At 74.5% G+C, this 16,460-nt stretch carries 13 protein-coding genes; 6 read left to right on the top strand and 7 right to left on the bottom strand.

The annotated features are described in order from the left end of the window. Window positions 1-75 precede the first annotated feature (75 nt). On the top strand, window positions 76-1,317 hold the full coding sequence (locus BKA00_RS11540; RefSeq protein ID WP_185024892.1) for an oxygenase MpaB family protein: 1,242 nt from the start codon (window positions 76-78) through the stop codon (window positions 1,315-1,317). A gap of 99 nt (window positions 1,318-1,416) precedes the next feature. Here BKA00_RS11540 and BKA00_RS11545 read toward each other — a convergent pair whose 3' ends face one another. From BKA00_RS11545 to BKA00_RS11555, 3 genes are all read right to left on the bottom strand, one after another. Beyond that, window positions 1,417-4,020, bottom strand: a complete 2,604-nt coding sequence (locus BKA00_RS11545; RefSeq protein WP_185024893.1) for a DUF4132 domain-containing protein — start codon at window positions 4,018-4,020, stop codon at window positions 1,417-1,419. Window positions 4,021-4,082: 62 nt separating this feature from the next. Continuing rightward, window positions 4,083-5,021 carry a DUF5996 family protein gene (locus BKA00_RS11550; RefSeq protein WP_230299304.1) on the bottom strand — a complete coding sequence of 313 codons (939 nt, stop codon included), beginning with the start codon at window positions 5,019-5,021 and terminating at the stop codon, window positions 4,083-4,085. A gap of 118 nt (window positions 5,022-5,139) precedes the next feature. Continuing rightward, window positions 5,140-7,629, bottom strand: a complete 2,490-nt coding sequence (locus BKA00_RS11555) for a tetratricopeptide repeat protein (protein ID WP_230299303.1) — start codon at window positions 7,627-7,629, stop codon at window positions 5,140-5,142. 180 nt (window positions 7,630-7,809) lie between these two features. Here BKA00_RS11555 and BKA00_RS11560 point away from each other — a divergent pair, with 180 nt between their 5' ends. From BKA00_RS11560 to BKA00_RS11575, 4 genes are all read left to right on the top strand, one after another. Beyond that, entirely contained in the window at window positions 7,810-8,265 is a 456-nt protein-coding gene (locus BKA00_RS11560) for a carboxymuconolactone decarboxylase family protein (RefSeq protein ID WP_185024895.1), read from the top strand. A gap of 48 nt (window positions 8,266-8,313) precedes the next feature. Continuing rightward, the gene (locus BKA00_RS11565; RefSeq protein WP_185024896.1) at window positions 8,314-8,787 is read left to right on the top strand and encodes an iron chaperone; all 474 of its coding nucleotides are present in this window, start codon (window positions 8,314-8,316) and stop codon (window positions 8,785-8,787) included. 69 nt (window positions 8,788-8,856) lie between these two features. Then, window positions 8,857-9,579, top strand: coding sequence for an SDR family NAD(P)-dependent oxidoreductase (locus BKA00_RS11570; RefSeq protein ID WP_185024897.1), 723 nt, complete (start codon window positions 8,857-8,859; stop codon window positions 9,577-9,579). Then, a complete protein-coding gene (locus tag BKA00_RS11575) occupies window positions 9,569-10,099 on the top strand; it encodes a MarR family winged helix-turn-helix transcriptional regulator (RefSeq protein WP_185024898.1) in 531 nt (176 codons plus the stop codon). Before BKA00_RS11570 ends, BKA00_RS11575 begins: the two co-directional genes overlap by 11 nt. A gap of 42 nt (window positions 10,100-10,141) precedes the next feature. Here the strand turns inward: BKA00_RS11575 and helR are convergent, their stop codons facing one another. Continuing rightward, a complete protein-coding gene (gene helR, locus BKA00_RS11580) occupies window positions 10,142-12,313 on the bottom strand; it encodes an RNA polymerase recycling motor ATPase HelR (protein ID WP_185024899.1) in 2,172 nt (723 codons plus the stop codon). A 269-nt stretch (window positions 12,314-12,582) separates the two neighbouring features. Beyond that, window positions 12,583-13,074: a cupin domain-containing protein gene (locus tag BKA00_RS11585; protein ID WP_185024900.1), complete on the bottom strand. Its 492-nt coding sequence runs from the start codon at window positions 13,072-13,074 to the stop codon at window positions 12,583-12,585. A 189-nt stretch (window positions 13,075-13,263) separates the two neighbouring features. Between BKA00_RS11585 and BKA00_RS11590 the strand changes: the two genes are divergently transcribed. After that, window positions 13,264-13,473, top strand: coding sequence for a hypothetical protein (locus BKA00_RS11590; protein WP_185035381.1), 210 nt, complete (start codon window positions 13,264-13,266; stop codon window positions 13,471-13,473). A gap of 338 nt (window positions 13,474-13,811) precedes the next feature. On the opposite strand, the gene BKA00_RS11595 is transcribed toward BKA00_RS11590, so the two are convergent. Together BKA00_RS11595 and BKA00_RS11600 are read right to left on the bottom strand one after the other, a co-directional pair. Then, complete coding sequence (locus tag BKA00_RS11595; RefSeq protein ID WP_185024901.1) at window positions 13,812-14,318, bottom strand: hypothetical protein; 507 nt, start codon at window positions 14,316-14,318, stop codon at window positions 13,812-13,814. A gap of 6 nt (window positions 14,319-14,324) precedes the next feature. Beyond that, the gene (locus BKA00_RS11600; RefSeq protein ID WP_185024902.1) at window positions 14,325-16,448 is read right to left on the bottom strand and encodes an MMPL family transporter; all 2,124 of its coding nucleotides are present in this window, start codon (window positions 16,446-16,448) and stop codon (window positions 14,325-14,327) included. Window positions 16,449-16,460: the final 12 nt, after the last annotated feature.

Below are 16,460 nucleotides of genomic sequence, written 5' to 3' on the forward strand. Positions count from 1 at the left end.
CGGTCAGCTCAGGAAACCCGGGGGTGCCCGGCGCCGCGACCGGCGGACGCCTCCGGCCCCCAGGAGGAGCAGGGCATGGACAGACCCAGCAGACGCAACGTGTTGATGACCGGTGGGGCGCTCGGAGCGCTCGGCGCCCTCGGCGTCGCCTCGCCCGCGCAGGCGTCCCCTCGGTGGACGTGGTCGCCCGAGGGCTCGGTGGCGGGAGCGGGCAGGGGCGCCGACCCGCGGTGGGTGTGGGACCCGGAGGCCGACGCGCTGGTCGCCTCGCTGATCGACCGGGGAGACGTCCCCAGGGTCAACGAGCTGCTCCGCACGTGGACCAAGAACGGCCAGCCGCTGCCGGACGGGCTGCCGACCGACCTGCGCGACTTCATGGAACGCGCCCGCCGGCTGCCTCCTTGGGCCGACCCGGGCAAGCTGGCCACCGCGTTCGAGTTCAACGAGAAGCGCGGCCTCTACCTCGGCGTCACCTACGGCTTCGCCAGCGGGATGATGAGCACGGCCATCCCCAAGGAGGCGCGCGCGGTCTACTACTCCAAGGGCGGCGCGGACATGAGGGACCGCATCACCAAGACCGCCAAGCTCGGCTACGACATCGGCTCCGAGAAGGCCTTCGAGCCCGACGGCGAGATGATCGTCACCTGCGTCAAGACGCGGCTGGTGCACGCCGCCGTGCGCCACCTGCTGCCGAAGTCCCCGTACTGGACCAAGGCGGCCGACGAGAAGATCCCGATCAGCCAGGCGGACATGATGGTCACCTGGCACAGCCTGCCCACGACCGTCATGCAGAACCTGGTCAGGTGGAAGGTGCCGATCCCGGACGCCGAGTCCGAGGCGTTCCTGCTGTCCTGGCAGCTCGCCGGCCACATGCTCGGGATCCGGGACGAGTACATCCCGAAGTCGTGGGCCGAGGCGAACTCCCAGGCCGAGCAGGTGCTGACCCCGGTGCTCGCGCCGACCCCCGAGGGGGTCAAGCTGGCCGACATCCTGCTCAACCTCGGCTCCACGATCGACGGCGGGATCCTCACCAAGCCCATCCTCGGCTCGCTCACCCGCTTCATGCTCGGCGACGAGATCGCCGGATGGCTGAAGATCCCGCGGGACCCGCTGTGGGACCCGCTCATCCGGACCCTGTGGCCGCCCTTCGTCGCCGTCCGCGAAGGCCTGCTCGACCTCACGAAGGCGCCGAAGGAGCTGCGGCAGCTCTACTGGGCCTTCGACGAGATCCTCCGCCAGGGCGCCCTGCTCTACCTGTCCGGGTTCACGACGCCGATCAGCATCGAGATCCCGCAGACCAACAACCCGCACTACTGAGCCGGGGCGCCGGCGGCGCCCTCGCGGGCCGCGCGCACCGCGTCGTCGCCGGGCTCGGGACCGGCCGGATCCCGAGCCCGGCATCCCCGCCCCGTCCGGCTAGTACGCGCTGCGGACGAGGTCGTGGACGGCCTCGCTCATGGTGACCGGATCGACCCGGCCCAGCGGGACCGTGTCCTCGGGCGCGCGCCCCGGGGCCGGGCCCGCCCACAGAGCGGTGATCTTCTGGTCCTCGCCCTCCCCGTACATGTAGTGGCCCAGGCCGGGGCTCAGGACGGCCACGACGTACAGGCCGGCCGGGTCGCGCCGGGCGAGCCACCCGCCCGCGAAGCCGCCGTCGGCGTCCACGGACTCCCAGCGCCCCTGCGAGTGGCCCTTGGCCTTGCCGTAGGGCAGCACGAGCCCCTCGACCCGGGCGAGCCGGTGCGCGGCGCGCTCGCCTTCGGTGAGCCGGTGGACGGGCCGCCCGAGCTGCTCGAACGGCTGGAGGATCTCGTAGTCGGCGAACAGCTCGGCCCAGGCGCGCAGCTCGTCGCCCAGCAGGACCGGATGGGCGACGCCGACGCGGTCGCCCGGCGCGGGGGTGAACGGATCGTCGCGGACGTCGGCGTAGTCGCGGCCCTCGTCCACGCGGAAGGCCGTCCCGGAGGCGGTGGTCCACACCAGCCGGCGGACGATGTGCCCCAGCAGCGGGTGGGCGACGAACAGGGTCCGGAAGTCCTCCGGCGTCCAGCTCCGCCGGGTGGTCATGGCGAGCTCCAGGCGCCTGATCTCCTGGTCGGCGATCGTCCTCAGGTCCTTCCTGAGGCCGGTGAACAGGGCGTGCGCGGCCGGGGCGAGGGCGGGGTCGTCCTTCGGGCCGGGCTTCGGCGCGCTCCTGCGCACCCTGCCGCCCGGCTCCCGCACCAGCGGGACGAGCTGCTCGTCGAAGGCCACGGTGAACCGGCGGGGGCCGTAGTCCAGGACGAGCGTGCCCCGCTCGTCCAGCCCGAAGCCGGGGACGGCCCGGTCGGCGAGGGCGTCGCGCGTCATGCCGCGCGCCGCGGCGATCTCGTCGATCTTGAGGGCGGCCCGGGCCTTCAGCCCCTTGTACCTGCCGCGGCGTGTCAGCTCGAACAGGTGGGTGAGGGCCACGTCGGAGCCGATCGCGGCCAGGACGTCCAGCGCGGCCGCGGCCCGGGCGGCGAGCCCCTGGCCCGGCCAGGCCTTGATCAGCGGGCTGAGCCGCCGCACCGTCGTGTCGTCGCCGACCAGGCCGAGCTGCGCCAGCGCCCAGTTGTGCCGGGTCGGCGCGCCGAGCGCCTGCCAGCGTTCGAACACCGCCCAGGAGAACTCGGCCAGCGAGTGCGGGTCGCAGAACGCGCGGACCCGCGCGGCCTCGGGCGCCTTCCTGGCGAGCAGGCCCAGCAGGTGCCGGGTCGCGCCCGCGGGAAGGGCCCGGTCGCGGTCGCGCGTGAGGATCCGCGGAAGCAGCGCCGGATCGGCCCAGTCGGACTTCGCGCCGCGGGCGGGCCTGCCGGTGAGCACCTCGGGCAGGTCGGCGCAGTCCGGAACGGCCGGACGCGGCAGGAGCGCCTCGACACTCCCCGCAGGCACCGCCTCGGCCAGGCCGGGCCTGGCGTGCAGCAGCCGGCGCACCGTGCCCGCGGCTTGCAGGCCCCTGGTCGTGCCCTCGTCGATCAACGGGGCCAGCGCCCGGAGCGCGTGCTCCGGGTACCGGTCCGCCGCCTCCTGCAAGGCGGCGGGCACCCCCTTCTCGCCCAGGTGGTCGAGCAGGAGCGGGAAGACCGCCTCGTCGGCGATCCCCGCGAGCGCCCGCAGCACGACCGCGCGCGTCGCCTCGGCGTCGTGACCGTGCCGGAAGGCGAGGTCGAGCAGGGGAAGCGCGTCGGTGCCCAGCCCGTCGAGCAGCGTCCCGATCACCGCGGGGGTGACCGGCACCCACCTCACCTTCCCGATCTGCGCCGCGCTGGACAGGGAGCAGAGCAGGAACTCGTAGTCGAGGTCCGCGGACCCGAAGGAGCTGCCGGGGGAACCGTCCAGCCAGGCCGTCTCCGTGGGCGCGAGGTAGGACGCCACGCGCTGCCTCCAGGCGTCGCCGCGATGGTTCGACAGGCGCGCGACGGCGTCGGCGTACCCGTCGTCGGGCGCGGCGGCCAGCAGCGTGCGGAGCCGTTTGGCCGCCGCGTCCCCGGCGACCCACCGGCCGACCGGGAAGTGGTCGTGGAAGGTGACGCGCCGGATCTCGCCGCGCCATCCTCCGGGGGCGCCGTCGCCGTAGGCGACGAGCCGGGCGACGAAGCCGGAACCGGGCGTCGCGGGCCGCGGCACCGGGCCGGGCTCGACCGAGAACGCCTCGGTGACCGCGCAGGCGGCGAAGGCGAGGCCGTGGTCCAGCACCCATGCGTCCAGGAACGCCGTGCCGTCGACCTCTTCGAGGTACTTGACCGCGACGGCGGCCGCGGCCGCCGCGCCCGCCGGATCGGCCTCCCCGCCCAGCCATGCCCGCAGGGCCCGGCCGAGCTCCGGGTCGGTGCGCTCGTGCTCCAGCATCTCTCCGGCGATCGGCCGGGCCGCGAGGTCCCACGCGCGGGCGCTCCGCGCCGCGCCCTCGTCCACGGCGACCGGCGGGCCGGGGATGCCGCCGCGCCTCGGATGGATGTGCTCGCGCCACTCGACCGGGATCTCCACCGTCTCGCCCATGGCACCGCAAGCTAGCGGCGGCGTCCGACATCCCGGTCACGCGTCCGCGGCGGCGCCTCGGCTCAGGACCCTTCGCGGGTCTTGTGGTCCCATCGCGCCGGGTCGGCCTCCAGCGCGGAGCGGTCCCAGCCTGCGAGGTCGGCCGCCGCCTCGTAGGTGCCCTGCAGGAACTCCAGTAGGGCCCGGTCGGGGTCGGGATCCTCCCGCACCGCCTCGTACGGGAGCAGGAACTGGCCGTTCTCCCTGCTGTAGAAGGCGGCGGACGGGCCCACCGGGCGGTCGGCGAACCCGTCGGGCTCGGGGTAGGCGTAGGCGTAGAAGGCTCCCTCCTCGCCGCCGCCGGGCCAGAACCCGCAGCTGCTGAGCTCCCGCGAGTAGCCCTCGACCATCACCCAGTCTCCGCAGTTCGGGGCGCCTCCGGGGTGCTCGGGCGCGTCCCGCCCGGAGAAGCGCGTGCAGGCGAGGTCCATGGCGCCCCAGAAGAAGTGCACGGGGCTGACCTTGCCGATGTACTGGGACCGGAACTCCCCCAGCACGCGCGCGGCCTGGAGCAGTTGGCGCCAGAACAGGTGAGCCGCCTCGGGATCGTAGGAGGCGTGCTGGTCGTCCTCCTCGAACGGGATCGCCGGTTCGACCTCGTTCGGGCGTGCCTGGATGTGCGTCTCGATCCCCAGCTCGTGCAGGGCGGCCATCGTCCGGGTGTAGAACCGCGACACCGGCATGGGCGCGAGCTCGAACTCCCGGAGGCTGCCGTCCGACGTGCGCAGCCGCAGCCGGTGGTCGACGAAGTCGAACTCGACGTCGAACGCGCCGCCCCCGTACGGGATCGCGGACGTGGTCAGCCCGCGCGGGCTGACGTACAGCGTCACGTTCCACCAGTGGTTCACCAGCGGCGCGTGGGCCAGACGCACCTTGCCGACGATCTGCGTCCACATGTGCAGCGTGTCGCGCGTCGCCGTCCAGTCGGCGACGCGCAGCCGCGGCCAGGGCTGCTGTTCCACCAGGCCCCCCTTCCAGCCGGAACATCCGGGTCATGCCCCGGATCGGGCTTCCGCAACAGTGCGGGACGGGACGTTCCGCATCGAGCCTCGGGGGGCCGCGGCGGTGGCCGCGGGGGCGTCAGTCCGGTCGGGCGCCGGGATCGAGGTCCCGCCGGACGGCCAGCGCGGCCGCGCGGTGCTCGGCGGCCGCGGCCGGGTCCGTCCCGTCGAGGACGGCGGCGATCCCCTCGCGGGCCAGCGCCTCGGCGTGGCGGTACCCCAGCCTCGGGGCCAGTTCCAGCGCCTGCCGGTGCAGGCGCAGGGCCTCCTCCGGCTGACCCGCCAGCCGGCACGTCTCGGCATGGCCGTAGAGGAAGTGGATCTTCCAGTGCTCCTCGAACAGCTCGTCCAGCAGGGCGAAGGCCCGGCGGTGCGCGTCCAGCGCCTCCTCGTACCGGCCCGCCTGCCGCAGGGCGACGCCCAGGCAGTTCAGGCACCAGGCCTCGTTGTGCCGGTGGCCGTCCTCGCGGGCCAGCGCGAGCGCCCCTTCCAGGTGCCCCGTCGCCTCACCGGGCTCCTCGGCGGCGATGGCGACGCCGAGGGTGATCCGGGCCGTCAGCGCGGGCGGCCAGGCCGGGTCGGCGTGCGGGATCTCCAGCACGGTGCGGGCGAGCCGCGCCGCCTCCTCGCGGTGCCCGAGCTGGAGCATCGCCCACGCCTCGTACGCGGTCGCGTGGGCGGTGCCCGTCGGGCAGCCCGCGTCGCGGTACAGCCCGCCCGCCCGCCGGAAGAGGTCGAGGGGCTCCTCGACCCGGCCCTCGTCCCACTTCAGGTAGCCCCGGCGCATGGTCAGCTCGGCCTCGGTCCTGACGTTCCCGGCCCGGGACACCAGCGGTTCCGCCGCCTCGTACGCGGCGTCCGCCTCCGCCATCCGTCCCGCGTTGTAGCGGGCGAAGCCGAGGTCGCTGTGCGCCTCCGCCAGTCGCAGCGGGTCGTCCAGGCGCCGCGCGGCGGCCAGCGAATGCTCGAAGAGGACGTTCAGGTGCGTCGTGCCGCAGCGCCGGGCGAAGAAGGCCCGCATGCGGCGGGGAAGCTCGCACACGTGCGCGTCGGCTCCGGCGGCGACCGCCGCATCGAAGACGGCCATCAGGTTGGTGTACTCGGTGGCGAACCAGAGGAGCGCCGCGTGCTTGCCCGTGAACTCGGGCAGGTCGGCCGGCGGCCGGCCCGCGGAGGTCTCCAGGGCCGGGGACAGGTACGACACCGCGGCGTCGGCGGCGGCCGCCGCGTGCACGTAGTAGTCGAGCACCCGGCCGAGCGCCCGCTCCCGCTCGGCGGGCGGGTCCTGCTCGGCGGCGGCCCGGCGCGCGTGCTGGCGCACCAGGTCGTGCAGCCGGTAGCGCCCGGCCGCCGGCTGCTGGACGAGGTGCGCGTCGAGAAGGTCCTCCAGCATCGCCCGGGCGGCGCGCGGCGGCACGTCCGCCAGCGCCGCGGCCACGTGCTCGTCGAAGGTCGATCCGGGCACCAGGCCCAGCAGGCGGAAGAAGCGGCGCCGCCCCCGGTCCAGCTGCCTCACGGACATCGCGAACGCCGTGTCGAACTCCGTGGCCCCCTCGGCCATCCGCTCGACGAGGATGCCCACGGTCCAGCCCGGCCGGTGCCGCAGCCGCGCCGCCGCCAGCCGCAGCGCCAGCGGCAGGTGGCCGCACCGCCGCAGCACCTCGGCGGCGGCCTCCGGCTCGCGGGCCAGCCGGCCGTCGGGTCCGCCCGGGTCGCCGCTGGCGCGGGCCAGCAGCTCGGCGCCCTCCAGCGGCGTCAGCACGTCCAGCGACACCGGGGGCACCTCCTCCAGGCCCAGCAGCCGGTTGCGGCTGGTGACCAGCGCGACGGACGGGCCGGCGCCGGGCAGCAGCGGGCGGACCTGGTCGGCGTCCGCGGCGTTGTCGAGCACCACCACGGCCCGCCGGTGCGCCAGTTCCGAGCGCCAGCAGGCGGCCAGCGGCTCGATGCCGCCCTCCTGCGGGATCTTCTCCGACGGCACGTCCAGGGCGGCGAGCAGGGCCCGCAGCGCGGGGTCGGGGCCGAGCGGCTCCCGCCCGGCGGTGAAGCCGTGCAGGTCGATGTAGAGCTGGGCGTCGGGATACGCGGCGGCGAGCCGGTGCGCGGCGTGCACCGCGAGGCACGTCTTGCCGACGCCCGCCATGCCGTCCACGGCGACCACGCCGCCGGCGCCCACCGCGGCGAGCACGGCCGCGAGCTCGGCCTCGCGTCCGGTGAAGTCGGGGACGTCGCGCGGCAGGTCGTTGCGGGGCGGGCGCGGCGCGCCGGCGGGCGGCGCCGGGGGCTGGACCTGCCGGCTGGTCTTCGGCGGCGCGGGCAGCGGGCTGGAGGCCCGCTCCCAGAGGGGGCGCAGCGGGCGGGGGTCGCGCTTGAGGAGCCGGCAGAGCGCGATCACCGCCGTCCACGGCGGCACCGTCTGGCCGCTGAGGTACCGCGACAGCGAGGACGAGCTGAGCCCGGCGTCCCGCGCGAGGGCCCGGACGCCGCGTCCGGACAGCTCCTGGAGCATGCGCAGCCGGGCCGCGAGCTCGTCCTGGGGATCGGCCTTCTCCGCCCGACGCCGCTGCACGACCACCGTCCCCCCGCCTCCCGTCCCACCGCGGCGAAACTCCCGCGGGCGCGTCGCCGCTGCTCAGAGGCGTTGCGGCTGTCCCACGGCGTCCCATCGACGTCGTCATCGTAGGCCGTCCGGGCTGGAATCGGGACATGCCCCCGAGGGACGGGGGCACGACCGCGGAGGAGAACGCAGATGCAGTCCCGTATGAAGAACCCCGCCATGGTCCTGTCCGGCGCGATGCAGCCGATCCAGGAGCTCTTCAAGGCCGTGCACACCGGCGGAGTCCCGGAGGAGACCCTGGAGCTGGTGCACCTGCGGGTCAGCCAGATCAACGGCTGCAGCGCCTGCGTCGACGCCGGCGCCAAGACGGCGCGCAAGGCGGGGGTGACCGACGAGCGGCTGGCCACCGTCGCCGCCTGGAGGGAGGCCCCCTACTTCACCGACGAGGAGCGCGCGGCGTTGGCCCTGGCCGAGGCCGCGACGCGGCTGGCCGACCGCGCCGACGCCGTGAGTGACGACGTCTGGGACACGGCCGCCACCTACTTCGACGAGAAGCAGCTGGCCGCGATCGTCCTCATGATCGGCGTCACCAACCTGTTCAACCGGCTCAACGCCACGACCCGGCAGATCGCCGGCGCGTGGGGCTGAGCAGGCCCGGTCCAGCGACGACCCCTCACCGACCAGGAGGATCCAGCCATGAGCGAGACGAAGAAGACCAGCGGGACCACGGCGTCCGGCGAGAAGTTCGACGGCTTCACCGCCGAGGAGCGGGCGGCGATGAAGGACCACGCCCAGGAGCTGAAGAAGGCCGCGCGCCGCGGCCCGGCCAGGGCCACGGCCGACGGGGAGAGCGACGTCCTCGCCAAGATCGCCGAGATGGAGGAGGCGGACCGCGCCATCGCCGGGCGGCTGCACGAGATCGTCCGGGCCGCCGCGCCGGACCTCGTGCCGAGGCTCTGGTACGGCCAGCCGGCCTACTCCAAGGACGGCAAGGTGCTGTGCTTCTTCCAGGCCAGGGCCAAGTTCAAGACGAGGTACCCGACCCTCGGGTTCAGCGACGTGGCGGCCCTCGACGAGAGCGCCATGTGGCCGACCTCCTTCGCCCTGCCGGAGCTGACCGCCGAGGGCGAGGAGCGCATCGCCGAGCTGGTGGGGCGGGCCGCGGGCTGAGGGCGCGGCGGGCGGCGCCCCGGGGCCTGCTAGCCTGAGTTTAGACCTAAACTCAAGGAGGGTTCCGACATGGCGCGCACGATCGTGGTCAGCGGCGGCGGCACCGGCATCGGCAGGGCGGTGGCGGCGCGCTTCGCGGCCGGCGGGGACCGGGTGGCCGTCGTCGGCCGCCGCGCCGGGGTGCTGGAGAAGGCGGCCGGGGAGATCGGCGGCACGGCGCTGCCGGCGGACCTGGCCGACCCCGCCGAGGTCGAGCGCGTCCGCGCCGGGCTGGCCGAGCGCTTCGGAGGGATCGACGTGCTGGTCAACGCCGCGGGCGGCAACGCCGAGTACCACGGCGGCCCCGGCGGCGTCCTGGAACAGTGGACGAGCAACTTCCGCACCAACGTGCTGACGTCGGTCCTGCCGACCGAGGCGCTGCGCGACCTGCTGAACCCATCGGGGCGGGTCGTGTTCATCTCCTCGGTCGCGGCGCTGCGCGGCTCCCGCGGCACGTCCTACGGCCCGATGAAGGCCGCCCTGCACCCGTACGCCTTCGATCTCGCCGCCGCCCTCGGGCCGCGCGGCATCACGGTCAACGTGGTCGCACCGGGATACATCGAGGACACCGAGTTCTTCGGCGGCTCCATGAGCGACGAGCGCCGCGCGGCGCTGGTCGCGCAGACCCACACCGGGCGGGCCGGGACGCCGGGGGACGTCGCCGAGACCGTGCACTGGCTCGCCTCACCCGGCGCCGGGCACGTCACCGCGCAGATCGTCCAGGTCAACGGCGGTGCCGAGCGTGGCCGCTGAGCCGCCGCGCGACGGCGCCGACGCCATCCAGGACGCCTGGCGGCGGGAGCTGCCGGGCGTCCCGGTGGAGTCGATCGGGGTCGTCACCCGGATCTGGTGGGCAGCCAAGATCTTCGGCGACGAGCGCCGCCGCCTCCTGGCGGGCCTCGGGGTGGACGTCGCGACGCTGGACCTGCTGTCCACCCTGCGGCGCTCCGGCCCGCCGTACCGGATGAGCCCCGGCGAGCTGGCCGACGCCTGCATGGTGACGCGCGGGGCGATCACCCAGCGGGTGGAGCGCGCCGCCGGGGCCGGGCTGGTCGAGCGGACCACCGCCGGCTCCGGGTACCACGCGCGCGCGGTCGCCCTCACCGGGGAGGGCCGCGCCCTGCTCGACCGCGTCGTCGCCGACCTGCTCGCGGCCGAGGACCGGCTCATCGGCCACCTCGCCCCCGACCGCCGCGATCAGCTCGCCGGCCTCCTGCGCGAACTGCTCGCCGGGCTCGGCGGCCCGAGCATGGCGGGGCAGGTCGGGGACTGACCCCTCGGGGCCCGGCCGGCCGGGGCGTCCGCCCGGCCGGCGTCAGGGACTCGTGAGGATGACGAGCTCCTGGGTCGCCCGGGTCATCGCGACATAGCGGTCGACCGCTCCTTCGATGCCCTCGCCGAACCCGTCCGGGTCCACGAGCACGACGAGGTCGAACTCCAGCCCCTTGGCCAGCTCGGGGGTCAGCGACCGGACGCGGGGCCTTCCCGGGAACGCGGGGTCGCCGATGACGCAGGCGACTCCGTCGTCGTGGGCGTCGAGCCAGGCGTCGAGGACCCGGTCCAGGTCCGCGAGCGGTCCGCGGACGACGGGAACACCGGTGCGGCGGATCGAGGCCGGCACGTTGGCGTCCGGGAGGGCGGCCCGGATGACCGGCTCGGCCTCCGCCATGATCTCCTCCGGCGTCCGGTAGTTGACGCCGAGGGACGCCTCCTCGATCCGGTCGAGCCCGACCCGTTCGAGCCGCTCGCGCCACGACTCGGTGAACCCGTGCCTGGCCTGCGCGCGGTCCCCGACGACGGTGAAGCTCCGCGACGGGCAGCGCAGCAGCAGCATCTGCCATTCCGCGTCGGTCAGCTCCTGCGCCTCGTCCACGACGACGTGCGCGAACGGGCCGGCGAGCATGTCGGGGTCGGCACCGGTCAGTGCGCTCTCGTCGACGAGGGCGTCGTGGAAGTCCTCGCCGCGCAGCATCGTCACCAGCCCCGTCCCGTACTCGTCGTCGGCCACCTCGATGAGGTCGTCCACGACCCTCTCCATGCGCTCGCGCTCGGCGGCGACGGCGGCCTCGTGGCGGCGCCTGCGCAGCGAGGCCCCCGGGTCGCCGAGGCACTGCCGCGCCGCGTCCAGGAGCGGCAGGTCCGCGACCGTCCAGGCCTGGGCGTCCTCGCGCTGCAGCCTGCGGATCTCGTCCCGGCCGAGCCAGGGAGCGCACAGCCGCAGGTAGGCGGGCACCGACCACAGGTCCGCGACGAGGTCGGCCGCCTCGATCAGCGGCCACGCCCGGTTGAAGGCGGTGCGCAGCTCCCGGTCCTGCCGGAGCGACCTGCGGAGCAGGTCGGGCGACGCCGCGCCCTCGCCCTCGTCCGGCCCCGCGTGCTTGTCCGCGAGGATCGTGAGCAGCTCCTCCCAGATCTGGTCGCGCGCCTCGTTGTGCGGCGTGCCGGGCTCCGGCGCCTGGAACGCCTCGGCCCAGTCGGCGGGGCTCAGCCACACGTCGCCCCAGTGGGTGGTGACCTCCATGCCCTCCGCGGGCGGGTTCTCGTAGAACGCGACGGCCTTCTCGATCGCCTTCACCAGGTCCGCGGACGACTTCAGCCGGGCCACCTCCGGGTCGGCCTCGGCCCCCGCGCCGGCCCCCTCGGCGACGAGGTCGCGCAGGGTGCAGATCTGCACGCCCTCCTCCCCGAGGCTGGGGAGCACGTCGGACACGTAGGCCAGGTAGGGCTGGTGCGGGCCGACGAACAGGACGCCGCCCCGGTGGCGGCCGAGGCGGGGGTCGGAGTACAGCAGGTAGGCGGAGCGGTGCAGGGCGACGACCGTCTTGCCCGTCCCCGGTCCGCCGTCGACGACGAGGGCGCCGCGCGACCCCGCGCGGATGATCGCGTCCTGGTCGGCCTGGATGGTGCCGAGCACGTCGCGCATCCGGTCCGAGCGGTCGCTCCCCAGGCTCGCGATGAACGCGGACTGGTCGTCCAGCGCCGCGTGCCCGGCGAACCCGTCCGCGGTGAACACCTCGTCCCAGTAGTCGCTGATCCGGCCGCGGGTCCAGCGGTACCTGCGGCGGCTCGCGAGCCCCATCGGGTTGGCGTGGGTCGCCCCGAAGAACGGTTCGGCCGCCGGCGAGCGCCAGTCGAGCAGCAGCCGGCGGCCCGCGCTGTCGGTGAGACCGAGCCGCCCGATGTACACGGGGTCGGAGCCGTCCGCGCCGACCATGTGCCCGAGGCAGAGGTCCAGGCCGAAGCGGCGCAGCGTGCGCAGGCGGGAGGTCAGGCGATGGATCTCCATGTCCCGGTCCATCGCCCCCTGGCCGATCCCGCCCGGCGCCCTGCGCTCGGCTTCGAGGCGGTCGGACAGCTCGGAGACGGTCTGGTCGAGGCTCTCCGCGATGGCCGCGAAATGCCGCTCGTCACGCTCGATCAGCACCGGGTCGGCCTTGGCGGACAGCCGTTCGGGCAGGTCGAACACGCTGGCGGTCAGAGGATTCACGTATCGGCTCCGGCTCGTGGTCGCTGGTCGTCTTCGCGGCCGGTTCCCGCGGACGCCGGGGGCCGGCCGGCGGACCGCCGTCCCCGCGCCACTCGCACGACGACGACGGCCCCCGCGCTGCGCCCCCGGTCTCCGCAGGTTCCGGCCTCGGCCGACGATTCTGCGGCACGACCCGGGTCTTGCCGCAAGCCCCCCGGTGCGCTATACGTTGAGAATGGAGGGGGAAGTCTTTCCGCCCTCCGCGCCCCTCCCCGGATTCGCCTCCCGCCTCAGACCATGTACTGGTCGTGGCGGTGGTAGAGGTCGGCCCACTCCTCCTCGCTGAGCCGCCGCCCGCTCCCCACGATCTCCGCCAGTTCCTCGAAGTAGGCCTCGCGCGGAGCACCCGGGGCGAACAGGACCAGCATCGAAGCCGCCCCGTGCGGGTTGTCGAACGCGTGGATACCGCCCGGAGGGACGAACAGGAAGTCGCCGGGCGAGGCGTCGGCCCAGCGGTCCCCGTCGTAGAGGGCGACGGTGCCGGACAGGACGAAGAACGACTCCGACATCGTCCTGTGGAAGTGCGCGCCCGCGCCGCGACCGGGCTCGGCCGCCATGTCCCACCGGTAGAGCCCGTACTGGCCGCCGGTGGATTCGCCCGTGGCCAGGTAGTGCACCTTCGAGCGCGTGCCGATCAGCAGGTCGGGCGCGGAGCCGCCCTTCCACATCGTGCCGCTGACCTCGCCCTCGTCACCGTGGTAGAGCTCTTTCGGGTACGACATTCCGGCCTCCTCTTCGACTGTCCGGCCCATCGTGGCGTCCGGCCGTGACACTTCCTCCGCCGCCGGTGCGCCGGGGCGGCGAACACGCCCGGCTCGCGGGAGCCGCCTGGCGCCGCCTGGGCGCCGCCCTGTGACGAGGGTCGGCGGCCGTGGTCGTTAGAGCCGGGTGTGGCCGGGTAGCCGTATGCGGTGGCCGGAGGAGCCGGCGACTCGATCGACACCGAGGGGGCGGAGTTGACCACGCCGGAGGAGAACGCTCCGAAGACCGAGGACACCGACCAGGTGAAGCCCGAGCAGGAGCGCAAGACGAAGCCTGACGTGCGCACCGAGTTGGGCGCCGAGCTTGAGGACAAGATGGCGGAGAAGGGGCTGTCGCGGGACGACTTCACCGAGTCCTGAGAAGTACCCGGATCCGGTGTCCTCCGTGCCTCGGCGGGGAGCCTCGCGGGGGCGGAAGGGAGCGATGTGCCGGCTGTCCAGCTGAGTTCGCAGGCCACCGAGGCGCCGCCGGCCAGGGCCACGGTCGCCGACACGCTCCGGATCGGCGCGGCGGTGTTCGTCCCGACGCTCGCCCGGGGCGTGCTGGCGCACCGCCCGGGGGTGGTGGCGCTGGCCGAGGCGGTCCAGGCGGACCGGCGGGTACGCGGCGTCCAAGGCCTTCCTGTACTCCTTCGCCAGGCGCTCCCGGGCCCGCCGACGACTGAACGGGCGGTTTCCGCCGACCACTCCCCCGGCCGTCACTCGGGCAGGGGCTGGATGGTCAGGTCGCAGAGGCGGCAGCCCAGCATGCCGTTGTAGAGGGCGTGCTTCGGGCAGCGCTCAAGGTATTCGGGGGGCGGCGGGACGGTCCAGTCGGGCCGCGTCGCCGGAGTCCTCACCGGGATGGGCGCGCGCCATCCGTCCACCATCGCGCGGTACCGGCGCAGGTAGTCGGGCGCGAACGGAGGCTGGTAGGCGAGGAGGTCCCAGCCGTGACGTGTCATCGCCAGGTCGACGACGCGCAGCAGGAACGCCTTCTCGGCCGGCCAGTTCGCCGTCCACGGCAGCTCGTTCAGATCGAACCCGTCCGTACCGCGGCCGATGCGATGCCCATCCGCGAAGAGCAGCACGAGATTGCTCTCCCAGGCGGATTCCGCGAGGGCGCACCCGGCGAGAGTGAGCACGTCGAAGAAGACGTCGGTCCCGCCGTTGGACAGGTTGAGATTTCCCACCGGCGTCCCCAGGGCTTTGAAGGTGTTGCTCACGCCTCGTCACCTGTCTCCCGGGGTGGAGCGCACGGTCTCGGCCGTTCCCGCGTCCTGCGGATGGTGCGCGAAACGGGCGGGCCACCACACCTTGGGACCGATCATACGGACGAGCGCCGGGACCAGCAGGGACCGCACCACGAGCGTGTCCAGCAGCACGCCGAACGCGACGATGAACGCGATCTGCGCCAGGAACGACAACGGGATGACGACCAGGGCGGCGAACGTGGCGGCCAGCACGACTCCCGCCGAGGTGATCACTCCGCCGGTCGCCGTCAGACCGCGCAGGACGCCCTCGCGCACGCCCCAGCGCCGCGTCTCCTCCCGGACCCGCGACATCAGGAAGATGTTGTAGTCGACGCCGAGCGCCACCAGGAAGACGAAACCGTAGAGGGGCACCGAGGCGTCCAGGCCGGTGAAGCCGAACACATGGCGGAACACCAGGGCCGCGACGCCGAGCGTGGCGACGTAGTTGAGCGCGACGGTCGCGATGAGCAGGACGGGCAGCGGCAGCGAGCGCAGCAGCACCACCAGGATGACCAGAATGATCGCCAGTACGACCGGGATGATGACGGTCCGGTCGTGGGCGGCGGTCTGCTGGGTGTCGTACTGCTGCGCGGTGTAGCCGCCGACCAGCGCGTCCGCCCCGGGGACGCCGTGCACGGCGGCGCGCAGGCGCTTGAGGGCGGCCTTCGCGGCGTCGCTGTCGGCGGCCGCCTTCAGCGTCGCGTCGATCCGGATCCGCCCGTCCACGACCTTCGGCGGCCCGCCGGGGCGGCCGGACGCGCCTACGGGCGCGGCGTCCGCGACGCCCTCGGTGCGGGCGGCGGCCTCGGTCACGGCCCGGGCCCGCGCCGCGTCGGCGATGATGATCGCCGGCTGGCCGGACCCGCCGGGGAAGTGCTGGGACAGCGTCCGCTGCGCGGCGACCGAGGGCGCGTCGTTGATGAACGTCTCGTCCAGGGGGACGCCGTGGGCGCGCAGCCCCGGCGCGAACGCGGCGCAGGCGACGAGGGCGATGCCCGTCGCGGCGACGACGCGGCGCGGGTGCAGGTCGACCAGGCGGGCGACGCGGGCCCACAGGCCCCTCCCCCCATGGGCGCCTTCGGCCGGGGGCCTCGGCTTCGCGGGCCAGAACGCGACCCGGCCGAGCACGACGAGGACCGCCGGGAGGAACGTCAGCGCGCTGAGGACGGCGCAGGCGATGCCGATCGCGCCGACCGGCCCGAGGGCCCGGTTGTTGGTGAGGTTGCTGAGCAGCAGCGCGAGCAGTCCGAGCGCGACGGTGGCGCCGCTCGCGACGATGGCGCCGAACGATCCGCGCACGGCCGCCCATCCGGCGGCGAAGCGGTCCCGGCCCGCCGCCGCCTCCTCCCGGAAGCGGGCCGCCAGCAGCAGCGCGTAGTCGGTGGCGGCGCCGATGACCAGGATCGACAGGATGCCCTGGACCTGCCCGTCGACCCTGACGATGTCGTTCTTGGCGAGGGCGTAGACCACCGCGCATGCCAGGCCCAGCGCGAACACCGCCCCGAGGATGATCACCAGTGGGAGCAGAACGCTGCGGTAGACCAGCAGGAGGATGAGCAGGACGGCGACGAGCGCGACGCCCAGCAGCAGCCCGTCGATCCCGGCGAACGCGTCCGACAGGTCGGCCTGGGTGGCGGCGGGCCCGCTGATCTGCGCCTTCGTCCCGGGGACGGTCTTCGCCGCCGCGCGGACGTCGTCCAGCACGGCCGGCAGCTCGTCGCCGAGGTCGGGCCTGAGCGGGACCACGCCCTCCAGCGCCCGGCCGTCGTCCGATCGCAGGGCCGGCGACGGCGTCCCGAGCGTGCCGGGCGCGCCCCGCAGGCCGGCGAGCGCGCGGGTCGCCGCGTCCCGCTGGGCGTCGGAGACCCGGCCGTTCACCGTCCACACGACGATGGCGGGGATGGTCTCCTTCTCGGCGAAGGCCTGCTGGGCCCGCAGGACCTGGGTGGACTCGGCGCTGCGCGGCAGGAAGGCGGCCTGGTCGTTGGTGGAGACCTCGCCGAGCTTCCCCGCGTAGGGGCCGAAGGCGCCACCGACGGCGAGCCAGACCAGGAGCAGCACGGCCGGGATCGCCCAGCGGACGGGGCGCGGCGGTGTACGCATCGGTTCCTCCAG

Source organism: Actinomadura coerulea (assembly GCF_014208105.1).
GTDB classification, from domain to species: Bacteria; Actinomycetota; Actinomycetes; order Streptosporangiales; family Streptosporangiaceae; genus Spirillospora; species Spirillospora coerulea.